Genomic DNA, 12,192 nt, shown 5'->3' with positions numbered 1-12,192 from the left:
TTACAGTGCGGACACGCCGCCGTCCACCGGCAGGGTCTGGCCGGTGATGTGCTTGCCCGCGTCGGACGCCAGCAGCACCACGGGGCCTTTCAGGTCTTCGTCGTCGCCCAGGCGGCGCAGCGGCGCTTCGGCCGCCATCTGTTCCTCGCCCAGCGCGGCCAGCAGGCCGGCGGTCATCTTGGACGGGAAGAAGCCCGGCGCAATCGCGTTGACGGTAATGCCGTGCACGCCCCACTCCGCCGCCAGCGTGCGGGTGAAATTGATCACCGCCGCCTTGGAGGTGTTGTAGGCGATGGTCTGCATGCCGGGCGGGTTGCCCGCCAGGCCGGCGATGGAGGCGATGTTGACGATGCGGCCGTATTTGCGCGGTATCATCGAGCGCTTGCCCACCGCTTGCGACACCAGGAAGATGCTGCGGATGTTCAGGTTCATCACCTTGTCCCACGCCTCCAGCGGGTAGTCCTCGGCCGGCGCGCCCCAGGTGGCGCCGGCGTTGTTGACCAGGATGTCGATATGGCCGCCCAGCTTCTCCAGCGCCGCGTCCACCAGCGGGCCAACCGCCGCTTCCTTGGCCAGGTCCGCCGCGATGGCGTAGGCCGTCACGCCATGCTTGGCCAGGATGGCCACGGCTTCATCCAGATCCGACTGCTTGCGCGAGGACAGCACCACTTTGGCGCCCTGCTCGCCCAGCGCCAGCGCCATTTGCAGGCCCAGGCCGCGCGAGCCGCCCGTCACCAGTGCGGTCTTGCCTTGCAGGCTGAATAGTTCTTGGGTAGTACGCATATCTTGGTCTCCGGTCTGATTTTGTCGTGTTTGTTAAAACCACGCATCCTGCATGTCCAGCGTGGTGGTGTCTATGCTTTCCAGCAAATCGAGCTGCTGCTGCACCTTGGGCAGCTCCCAGCGGAAGAAGTAGCGGCAGGCTTGCAGCTTGCCCTGGTAGAAATCGGCGTCGCCGCCCGCCGCGCCGGAGGCCAGCGCGCCCGCCGCCACCACGGCCTGCTCCAGCCACATCCACGCAACCACGATATGGCCCATCGCTTCCAGATAGGTGCTGGCGTTGGCCAGCGTCTTGTTCATATCGCCCGCCGCGTACAGTGCTTGCGTTACGTGGGTGATGCGGCGCAGCGCACCGGCCAGCGCGTCCGCCTGCACGCGCAGCTCGGCGGACAGAGCGTGCTGCGGATTGGCCGACGCGGCCCGGTCCACGGTCTTGCGCACCTGGCCGGCGAAGGCCTTGAACAGCGCACCGTCCTGCATCGCCACCTTGCGGCCCAGCAGGTCCAGGCCGTGGATGCCGTGCGTGCCTTCGTGGATGGCGTTCAGGCGGTTGTCGCGGTAAAACTGCTCCACGTTGTATTCACGGGTGTAGCCGTAGCCGCCGTGCACCTGTATCGCCAGGCTGTTGGCCTCCACGCACCATTGCGACGGCCAGGATTTGGTGATGGGCGTAAGGAAGTCCAGCAGGCGGCCCGCGTGTTCGCGCGCCTCCGGCGTGGCGGCGGTCTGCTGCTCGTCCACCAGGCGGGAGCTATACAGCACCAGCGCCAGCGCGCCTTCGCTGTAGGCCTTCTGCGCCAGCAGCATGCGGCGCACGTCGGTGTGCGCCATGATGGGCAGCTGCGGCTGCGCCGGGTCCTTGGCGGCCGGGTGGCGGCCCTGCGGGCGGTTGCGCGCATAGTCCAGCGCATGCAGATAGCCGGTGTAGCCCAGCACGGCGGCGCCCGCGCCCACTCCGATGCGCGCCTCGTTCATCATGTGGAACATATTGGCCAGGCCCTGGTGCGGATTGCCGACCAGGTAGCCGATGGCGCCGCCCTTGCCCTGCGGCTTGAACTTGCCTTCGCCGAAGTTGAGCAGGCAGTTGCTGGTGCCGCGGTTGCCCATCTTGTGGTTCAGGCCCGCCAGCACCACGTCGTTGCGCTCGCCCAGCGTGCCGTCTTCGTTGACCAGGAACTTGGGCACGATGAACAGCGAGATGCCTTTTACGCCGGGGATCAGCTTGCCGTCCGGGCCGGGGATCTTGGCCAGCACCAGGTGGACGATATTGCCCGCCAAATCGTGCTCGCCGGCCGAGATCCACATCTTGTTGCCGCTCAGGCGGTACTGGCGCTCGCCGTCCAGGCCTGGCACCGGATCCGGCTCCGCGCGGGTGCTGATGTCGGACAGGCTGGAGCCGGCTTGCGGCTCGGACAAGCACATGGTGCCGAAGAAGCGCCCCTCGAACATCGGCCGCACGTAGTGGCGCACCTGTTCCGGCGTGCCGGTCTTCAACAGCGTGTTGGCGTTGCCTATGGTGAGGAAGAGATAGGACGTGGTCGAGACATTGGCCGCCGTGAAGTAGGCCGCCAGCACCTTCTCCACCGTGACCGGCAGCTGCATGCCGCCCAGCTCATAGTCCTGGCCCGCCGCCAGCAGGCCAGCGCCCACGTAGGCGTCCAGCGCGGCCTTCACCTCGGGGATGATCTTCACCTCCAGGCAATGCTCGCCCGGCACCGCGTGCGGTTCCTGCTGGTCGCTCTTCTTGTTGTGCGGGGCGAACAGCTCGGTGGCGATCTGCTCGGCCGTGTCGATGGCCGCGTTGAAGGTCTCGCGGCTGTGGTCCTGGAAGCGCGGGCGCTGGTTCAGCGCCTCCACGTCCAGCCATTCATACAATAGGAAATCGATGTCGCGCCGCGACAGGAGTTTGGATTGCATAGGTAGTCTCAGGAATCTAATTATGAAACGGGCGCTTCTCCGAGCGCCCGTGCTTGCTGCTTATACGACTTCGAACAGGCCCGCAGCGCCCTGGCCGCCGCCGATGCACATGGTCACCACCACGTATTTCACGCCACGGCGCTTGCCTTCGATCAGCGCGTGGCCCGTCAGGCGGGCGCCCGACACGCCGTAAGGATGGCCCACGGCGATGGCGCCGCCGTTCACGTTCAGGCGGTCCATCGGGATGCCCAGCTTGTCGGCGCAATACAGCACCTGCACGGCGAAGGCTTCGTTCAGCTCCCACAGGCCGATGTCCTCCACTTTCAGGCCGGCCTGCTTGAGCAGCTTGGGAATGGCGAACACGGGGCCGATGCCCATTTCGTCCGGCTCGCAGCCGGCCACGGCGAAGCCGCGGAATATGCCCAGCGGCTGCAGACCCTTGGCTTCCGCCACTTTCGCATTCATCACGATGGCGACCGAGGCGCCGTCCGAGAACTGGCTGGCGTTGCCCGCCGTGATCACGCCGCCCGGCATGGCGGTGCGGATCTTGGACACGGCTTCCAGCGTGGTGTCGGCGCGGATGCCTTCGTCGGCCGAGATGGTCACTTCGCGGCTCACCAGCATGCCGCTGGCCTTGTCGGCCACGCCCATGACCGTGGTCATCGGCACGATTTCGGCGTTGAACAGGCCTGCGGCCTGCGCGGCGGCGGCGCGCTGCTGGCTTTGCACGCCGTATTCGTCCTGGCGCTCCTTGCTGATGCCGTAGCGCTTGGCCACGGTTTCGGCGGTTTGCAGCATGCTCCAGTAGATTTCCGGTTTGTTCTGCGACAGCCACACTTCCTTGTACATATGCAGATTCATTTCCTGCTGCACGCAGGAGATCGATTCCACGCCGCCGGCGGCGAAGATGTCGCCCTGGCCGGCAATAATGGCCTGGGCAGCGGTGGCGATGGTTTGCAGGCCGGACGAGCAGAAGCGGTTGATGGTCATGCCGGCGGTGCTCACCGGGCAGCCGGCGCGCAGCGCGATCTGGCGCGCGATATTGCCGCCGGTGGCGCCTTCCGGGTTGGCGCAGCCGATCAGCACGTCCTCCACCTCGCCCGCCTCGATATTGGCGCGCGCAATGGCCGCCTGCAGGGCGTGGCCGCCCAGCGTGGCGCCGTGCGTCATGTTGAAAGCGCCCTTCCACGATTTGGCCAGGCCAGTACGGGCGGTCGAAACGATCACGGCATCAGTCATCTTTGTCTCCTGGTGAGATGTTTATAGTCGATTTATCCAGAATATCATATTTTAGTACGGTCGTTCGCAAATTTTTCTGGCGTGCTTTTTGGGCTAAGGCCACTTGTAAGCTTGACGTAAGTTTGAAGCAAGCATGACGTAAGGTTAAGCGTCCATAGTGCATCCAAGCTAATGAAGTAACAACGAATTGGCTTTCGGGTTCAATAATTATATGGAGACAAATCATGGCAACAGCATCCGGCACCGCCAACGGCTTGCGCAACACGGGCGGCAAAGCATCGCCCATGACGGCGGAAGAAAAGAAGGTCATCTTCGCGTCCTCGCTAGGCACCGTATTTGAGTGGTACGACTTTTATCTGTACGGCTCGCTCGCATCCATCATCGCCAAGCAGTTCTTTATCGGCGATCCTACCACCACCTTCATTTTTGCCCTGCTGGCCTTCGCCGCCGGCTTCATCGTGCGTCCCTTCGGCGCGCTGGTGTTCGGCCGCCTGGGTGACATGATCGGCCGCAAATACACCTTCCTGGTCACCATCCTGATCATGGGTGCGTCCACCTTCATCGTCGGCCTGCTGCCGGGCTATGCCGCCATCGGCATCGCCGCCCCCATCATCCTGGTCACGCTGCGCATCTTGCAGGGCCTGGCGCTGGGCGGCGAGTACGGCGGCGCGGCCACTTACGTCGCGGAACATGCGCCGGAAGGCAAGCGCGGCGCCTTCACCGCATGGATACAGACCACGGCCACCCTGGGCCTGTTCCTGTCCCTGCTGGTCATCCTGGGCACCCGCACCGCCACCGGCGAAGAAGCCTTCAACGCCTGGGGCTGGCGCATTCCCTTCCTGGTCTCCGTGCTGCTGCTCGGCGTCTCGGTCTGGATCCGCCTGTCCATGAATGAATCGCCGGCCTTCGCCAAGATGAAAGCGGAAGGCAAAACCTCCAAGGCGCCGCTGAGCGAAGCCTTCGGCCAATGGCGCAACATGAAAGTGGTGATCCTGGCGCTGGTCGGCCTGACCATGGGCCAGGCAGTGGTCTGGTACACCGGCCAGTTCTACGCCCTGTTCTTCATGACCCAGGTGCTGAAGATCGACGGTCCGAACGCCAACATCATGACCGCGCTGTCGCTGGCGCTGGCCACCCCGTTCTTCATCTTCTTCGGCATGCTGTCGGATAAGATCGGCCGCAAATGGATCATCCTGGGCGGCTGCGTGATTGCTGCGGCAACCTACTTCCCGCTGTTCGGCGCGCTGACCCACTACGGCAACCCTGCCCTGGAAGCCGCACTGAAAAACTCGCCAGTGGTGGTGGTGGCCGATCCAGCTTCCTGCCACTTCCAGTTCAACCCGACCGGCACCAAGAAATTCCCATCCTCGTGCGATATCGCCACCGGCATGCTGTCCGGCGCTTCGGTTGCCTACACCACCGTGGAAGCTGCGCCAGGCACCGTTGCCAAGATCAAGGTGGGCGACAAGGAAATCAGCGCCTTCAACGCCACCATGACGCCTGACGGCCTGAACTTCGACAAAGCCAGCAAGGATACCGAAGCTGCGCTGAAGAAGGAAGTCAGCGGCGCGATCAAGGCGGCAGGCTACCCAGCCAAGGCTGACGAAGCGCAGATGAACAAGCCGATGATGGTATTGATCCTGTTCATCCTGGTGCTGTATGTGACCATGGTGTACGGCCCGATCGCAGCCATGCTGGTGGAGATGTTCCCAACCCGCATCCGCTACACCTCGATGTCGCTGCCATACCATATCGGTAACGGCTGGTTCGGCGGCCTGCTGCCTACCATCTCGTTCGCGCTGGTGGCCTTCAAGGGCGACATCTACTACGGCCTGTGGTATCCGATCGTGATCGCGCTGATCACCGCAGTCATCGGCGCCCTGTTCGTGAAAGAGACCATCCACAACGACATCTACGCAGCGGATTGATTTCCCGGTATGGCGGGGCTTGTGCCCCGCCAGCGTTCCTTACGCAGCGGATTGATTCCCCGGTACGGCGGGGCAAACGCCCCGCCAGCGTTCCTTCCAGCCGCCCTTGGGCGGCTTTTTTTACGCTTGCATCAACGGCTGGTAGACGCAGTCGCGCAGCTGCGCGTCGCTCCAGGGCTTGGGGAAGATGCGGCGCGCGGCGCCGCTGTTGAGGGCGTCCAGCGCCGCCGCGTAGCTTTCATCGCCTGTCAGCAGGATGCGCTCGGCGCCGGGACGCTGCTCCGCCGCCTGTGCCAAAAAGTCCACGCCGCTCATATCGGACAGGCGCTCGCCGCACACCACCGCCTGCACCGGATTAATTTCCAGCAGTGCCAGCGCATCCGCCCCGCTGGACGCCGCCAGGATCTTGCTGCCGTCGCCCTTGAGCACGCGGTTCAGCGCGCGCAGCGTGGCCGCTTCCGCGTCCACCAGCAGCAAGGTCCGCATGACGGCGCTGTCCTCCGGCGCCTGCGTTGCCTTGGCCGCCACCGGCAGCTTTTTGCCGGAGGCGAGCAGCGCCGCATAGCCGTCGGCCGGCAGCGCCTTGCTGAACAACGCGCCCTGCACCGCGTCGCAATGGCGCTGCTGCAGGCTGTGCAGTTGCGCTTCCGTTTCCACGCCGTCCGCCACCACCTTGCCCCCCAGCGTATGGGCCATCGCCACAATCGCGCCGCACAGCACCGCTGCGCCGGGCGAGGCGCCCAGTTCACGCACCAGCGCCGGGTCCAGTTTCAGGCGGTCAAACGGAAACTCCTTCAGGCAGTACAGCGAGGCCTGGCTGCTGCCGAAATCGTCCAGCACCAGGCCCACGCCCAGTTCCTGCAGCTGCCGCAGCGTGGCGGCCGCCGCCTCAGGGTTGTGCATCAGCGCATGTTCACCCACCTCCAGCACCAGCGAAGCGGCCGGCGCACCACTGCTCTCCAGCGCATGCCGCACCGTGTCCGCCAGCCCGGGCAGCTGGAACTGGCTGGCCGACAGGTTGACCGCCACCGGCGGTATCTGCAAGCCCTGGTCCGCCCATTCCTTCAGTTGCCGGCACGCCCGCTCTATGGCCCAGGCGCCGAATGGCAGCACCATCCCGGTCTCCTCGGCCTGTCGGATGAAGTCCTGCGGCGCCAGCACGCCGCGCTGCGGATGCTGCCAGCGCAGCGTCGCTTCCGCGCAGTTGACGCCGCCATGCGCAAGACTCGCCTGCGGCTGGTAGTACAGCAGCAGTTCGCCACGTTCCAGCGCGCGGCCCAGCTCCAGCTCCATCGCGCCGCGCTGCGCCACCTGCGCATTGAGCGCCGTGGCGTAGTAGCGGTAGGTATTGCCGCCTTGCTGTTTGGCTTGCTGCATGGCCTCCGCCGCATGCGCCAGCAAGGGACCGCCATCGGGGCCGTCGCCCGTGTCGTCGGGATACAGGCTGATGCCGATGGAGCACATCAGCTTGAGCAGCGGCGTGTCCGGCGGCAGCAGGCTGGCGTCCACCGGCTGAGCCAGCGCGGCGGCCACCCGCGCCGCGATCTTGCCCGCATGGGCCGCCGACACCAGGCCGGGCAGCAGCACGATGAATTCGTCCGCGCCTGGACGCGAAAGCACGGCCTTCTCGCCGGCCGCCTGCGCCAGACGCAGCGCGGCCTGCACCAGCACCTGGTCCGCCACCTCCCGGCCCAGCTTTTCGTTGATGATCTCAAAGCTGTCCAGGTTCACGTGCAGCGCGCCAAGCTTGCGGTGCGTGGCGGCGGCTTGCGCGGCCAGCGGCGCAACCTTGCGCTGCAAAGTCTCCAGCGTGGCCAGCCCGGTCAGGTCGTCAAAATAGACCGGATGCGCGGAGCGCTCCAGGGCCTCCGCTTCGGCTGCGGCGGCCACCGCCACGCACTGCGCATGCAGCTTGGTGCGGCCTATGCCCAGCACCAGGTCCTCCGCCAGGGTTTGCAGCAGCTTGAGTTCCTCGTCGTCGAAAATCTCCGCGTGCACGGAATAGATGCCCAGCACGCCGAACGGCGCCGCTTCTGGATCTGTCCGCAAAGGCAGGGCGGCGGCGGCCAACAGGCCGTGCGGCACCTCCGGGCGGTCCGCCGCATTGAACACCATATCGGTGGCCAGCTGGCTGGTGGTCATGGTGCGGTTCTGGTGGATGGCCGTGCCGAAGCCGCCCTGTTCGTGGACTTCCTCGCCCCAGCTCAGCGCCAGCTTGTGCACATAGTTCGCGTCCGTGCCACCGTGCCCGACGACTTCGATGCTGAATTTCTCGTCCTCGCGCGCATAGCCCACCCAAGCTGCGCGGTAGCCGCCGTGTTCGCACAGATGGGCGCACACCTCCGCCAGCAGTTCCTTCTCGTCCTGCGCCCGCAACTGGGACTGCCAGCAGGCCGACAGCAGCGCCCAGGCCCGCTCCAGACGGCGCAGGCGGGCGTTGTTGTCCGCGTGGCGCTTGGCGGCGATGCTGGTTTCGTCGGCGATGCGGTTCATGGAGCGCACCAGGATGTCGAATTCGCTGGCGCTGTCCGCGTCCGCATCCAGCCGCTTGGCGCGCGCACCCGCACGCGCGTGGCTGCCGCCGTGGCTGAAGTTCTCGGAGGCGATGGCGCCGGCGAAGGCGATGCAGTCGCGCAGCGTGCCGTCTATGCTGTGGGTGAAGCGCCGCGCCAGCAGGATGCCGGCGCCGGTGGCCAGCGCCGGCAGCAGGAACATGGCCACCAGGGCGCTCAGCGCCAGCTGGGAAGCACGCTCGCGGGCGCGTTCGGATGCGTCGGCTGCGCGCGCGCTGACCGTGTCAAGCAGCGGAGCCAGCGTGGCGGCGGCTGGCGGCGCCGCGCCGGCCTTGGCTTTTTCCTCGTATTCATAGCTGCTGGCGGTGACGGCCTGCGCCGCCCGGCGCACGCTGGACTCTCCGCTCAGCCCGGCCACGTCCCGCATTTGCGCGCGCAGGGCCAGCAGCGCCGCCGCGCGCGTGGCGGGCGCGTCCAGCAGGCGCAGATCCGCGCCCGCCTTGTGCGCCAGCTGCACCGCGTACTGCTCCTGGCCGCTATAGGCGCGCCAGGCGTGCACCGCGTACAAGTGCACAAAACCGGCCAGCAAGGCAGCGGCCAGCATAGGCATGGCCAAACTGGCAACGACGGCCCACAGCCTGCTGTGCAGGCTTAGCCGCGCGAGGCGGCTGTCAAACTCCGCGAGCAGTGACATTTCGACATCTCCAATGTTCTAATAGTTAAGAACATAGTAGTCCGAAATTTGCCACATGGAAAGATATCTTCGATCAGGACGTTCAAGCCGTCAGTAACTGCTGGTGGCGAAATGCCTGCTGGACGCAGTCCCGCAGTTGCTCGTCGTCCCAGGGCTTGGTGAAGTAGCGGTAGACCGCGCCACGGTTGATGGCGTCAATCACGGAATCCAGGTCGGCATAGCCGGACAGGATGATGCGGACAGTGTCCGGGTACAGGTCCTTCACGCGGCTGAGGAATTCAATGCCGGTCATTTCAGGCATGCGGTGGTCCGACAACACTACCTGCACCGGATTCATGGCCAGCAGCTTGAGCGCGTCCGCGGCGCTGGTGGCGGCCAGGATTTTGTAGCCGTCCAGCCGCAGCGCGCGGTTCAGCGAGCGGATGATATTCGGTTCGTCGTCCAGCAGCAGCAAGGTGGGCGGCGTTTCCGCAGCATCCGGCAGGGCCAGTTTTTTGCCGCCCGCCAGCAGCTGCGCGTAGGCGTCGGCCGGCACGGCTTTGCTGAACAGGTAGCCCTGCATGCTGTCGCAATAGCGCCGCCGCAGGTAGTTCATCTGCTCCTCCGTTTCCACGCCCTCGGCCACCACCTGCACCCGCAGATTGTGCGCCAGCCCGATCACGGCGTTGCAAATGGCCGCGTCGTCCGGCGAGGTGGCGATGTCGCGCACGAAGGACTGGTCTATCTTCAAATGGTCGATGGCAAAGCGCTTCAAATGGCTCAGCGAGGAATAGCCGGTGCCGAAATCGTCCAGCGCTATGCCCACGCCCAGTTCCTTCAGTTCGCGCAGCGTGGCGATGGCCGCTTCCACGTCATGCATCACCGCGCTCTCGGTCAGCTCCAGCACCAGCTGGCGCCCCGGCACGCCGCTGTTTTCCAGCGCCCTGCGCACCGTGCGCACCAGGTCCTTTTGCTGGAACTGGCGCGCGGACAGATTGACGGCCACCGGCGGCGACTTTACGCCTGCATCGCGCCAGGCCTTGAGCTGGCCGCAGACGTTTTCTATGGCCCACGCGCCTATCGGCAGCACCAGCCCGGTTTCCTCGGCCAGCTTGATGAATTCGCCCGGCGCCACCATGCCGCGCGTGGGGTGCTTCCAGCGCATCAGCGCTTCGGCGCCGACGATGACGCCGGTCTGCAGGCTGCATTGCGGCTGGTAGTGCATGGACAGTTCGCCGCGCTCCAGCGCCCGGCTCAGCTCCGACTCCATGACAAAGCGCGAGGCCATGCGCACATTGAGCTCGGGCGCATAGTAGCGGCAGGTATTGCCGCCCTGCCTTTTGGCCTCCTGCATGGCCAGGCCGGCGTTGCGCAGCAGGTCGCCTATCTCGGCGCTGTCGTCGGGGTAGAGGCTGATGCCCATGGAGCCAAGCGGGCGTATCGCCGGCGCGCCCGCCGGCAGCAGCCCGGCAGCCAGCGGTTCGGCCAGCTGCGCCGCCATGCGGCTGGCGATCTGCGCCGCGTCGCCCGGCGCGGCAAGTCCCGGCAGCAGGATGACGAATTCGTCCGCGCCCGGCCGCGCCAGCACTGCCCCCTCCCCCGCGCAATGGGCCAGCCGCAGCGCGGCCTGCACCAGCACCTGATCGCCGACGGCGCGGCCCAGCGTGTCGTTGATGTCCTTGAAGCGGTCCAGGTCCACGTGCAGCGCCGCCAGCGTCTTGCGCCCGGCGCGCGCCTGCTCGGCCAGTTGCTGCAGCTGTGCTTGCAGCGTTTCCAGCTTGGCCAGCCCGGTCAGGTCGTCGTAATTGACATGGCGGGCTAACTGCTCCTCGGCGCGCTGGCGCTGCCCCGACTGGCGGCGGCTGATAATGCCGAAAGCCAGATCGTCCGCCAGGTCATGCAGCAGTTGCAGCTCCTCGTCCTCCACGGGGCGGGTCTGTTCGGAATAGATGCCCAGCACGCCGAACGCGGTCCGCCCTCCTTCGCCGTCCTGCATCAGCGGCAACGCCAGCGCCGAGGCCAGGCCATGTGGCGGCGTGAGTTCGCGCCAGCAGGTAAAGACCAGGTCCGATGCGAGCTGGCTGGTGGCCACCGTGCGCGCCTGGTGGATGGCGGTGCCGAAGCCGCCCTGCTTGTGCACGTCCGCGCCCCAGCTCAACTGCAGGCCGTGCACGTAATCCGCATCCGTGCCGGCATGCGCGGCGACTTCTATGGCCCTGGCTTCATCGTCGCGCGCATAGCCCACCCAGGCCACGCGGTAGCCGCCCAGCTCCGCCAGGTGCCCGCAAATGGCGTCCAGCAGCTCCGCCTCGCTGCCTGCCTTGACCAGCGACTTGCTGCACGCGGACAGCAAAGCCCATGAGCGCTCCACCCGCTCCAGCCTTGCGGTCTGCGCCGCCGTGCGCTCGGCGGCGGTGACGGTTTCGTCGGCGATGCGGTTCATGGAGCGCACCAGGATGTCGAATTCGCTGGCGCTGTCGGCGTCCGCATCCAGGCGGCGCGCGCTGGCGGCGGGACGCGCCAGGCTGCCACCGTGGCTGAAATTGCCCGCCGCGATATCGCCCGCGAAGGCGATGCAGTCACGCAGCGTGCCGTCTATGCTGCGCGTAATGCCGCTGGCCAAAGCCACCGCGCCCGCCGCCGCAAGCACCGGCAGCAGCACCATCGCCAGCAGCGCCACCCGTCCCGCAAGCACGGCGTGCGCATGCGCTTGCGCGGATGCGCCCGTGGCCTGCACCGCCAGTTCGTCGAGCAAGGGCGCCAGCGGCGCGGGGGCGGCGGCGCCGGCAGCCCTGCCGGCCTCGTATTCATAGGTGAGCAAGGCAACCGCCTGCGCTGCGCTGCGCACGTTCTCGTCGCCGCTGAGGCCCGCAATGTCGCGCATCTGCGCGCGCAGGCCGCTCAGCGTGGCGCGGCGCGTGGCCGCCGCATCCAGCGCCGGCAGCGAAGCGCTGCCTCTCAAGGCCAGTTGCAGCGCGCGCTGCTCCTGTTCGGCAAAGGCGTGCCAGGCGGACGCTGCGTACAAATGCAGCAGCACCACCACCAGCGCCGAGGCTAGCATGGGGATAGCTAAACAACTGATGACTGTTTGTAGTCTGGCGCGCAGACTGAGGCGGGAAAGGCGGGCGTGGAAGTTAGCGAA

General features: G+C 66.3%; 6 protein-coding genes. 1 reads left to right on the top strand and 5 read right to left on the bottom strand.

The window, feature by feature from the left end; genetic code table 11:
• From AC07S4_RS04290 to AC07S4_RS04280, 3 genes are read right to left on the bottom strand one after another with little or no spacing between them, the layout of a single operon-like run.
• On the bottom strand, positions 1-783 hold the full coding sequence (locus tag AC07S4_RS04290; RefSeq protein WP_494985413.1) for an SDR family oxidoreductase: 783 nt from the start codon (positions 781-783) through the stop codon (positions 1-3).
• A gap of 33 nt (positions 784-816) precedes the next feature.
• Positions 817-2,697 carry an acyl-CoA dehydrogenase gene (locus AC07S4_RS04285; protein ID WP_494985412.1) on the bottom strand — a complete coding sequence of 627 codons (1,881 nt, stop codon included), beginning with the start codon at positions 2,695-2,697 and terminating at the stop codon, positions 817-819.
• Between the two features lie 60 nt (positions 2,698-2,757).
• Positions 2,758-3,936, bottom strand: a complete 1,179-nt coding sequence (locus AC07S4_RS04280) for an acetyl-CoA C-acyltransferase (protein ID WP_494985411.1) — start codon at positions 3,934-3,936, stop codon at positions 2,758-2,760.
• Positions 3,937-4,160: 224 nt separating this feature from the next.
• Here AC07S4_RS04280 and AC07S4_RS04275 point away from each other — a divergent pair, with 224 nt between their 5' ends.
• The gene (locus tag AC07S4_RS04275; RefSeq protein WP_494985410.1) at positions 4,161-5,864 is read left to right on the top strand and encodes an MFS transporter; all 1,704 of its coding nucleotides are present in this window, start codon (positions 4,161-4,163) and stop codon (positions 5,862-5,864) included.
• Positions 5,865-5,984: 120 nt separating this feature from the next.
• Here AC07S4_RS04275 and AC07S4_RS04270 read toward each other — a convergent pair whose 3' ends face one another.
• Positions 5,985-9,071: an EAL domain-containing protein gene (locus AC07S4_RS04270; protein ID WP_494985409.1), complete on the bottom strand. Its 3,087-nt coding sequence runs from the start codon at positions 9,069-9,071 to the stop codon at positions 5,985-5,987.
• An 82-nt stretch (positions 9,072-9,153) separates the two neighbouring features.
• Complete coding sequence (locus tag AC07S4_RS04265) at positions 9,154-12,111, bottom strand: EAL domain-containing protein (RefSeq protein ID WP_494985408.1); 2,958 nt, start codon at positions 12,109-12,111, stop codon at positions 9,154-9,156.
• Positions 12,112-12,192: the final 81 nt, after the last annotated feature.

The sequence above is a fragment of the Pseudoduganella sp. GW821-FHT05F09 genome (assembly GCF_059419605.1).
The sequence above is the reverse complement of the archived record's forward strand: the minus strand, read 5'-3'. Positions and strand labels throughout refer to the sequence as shown.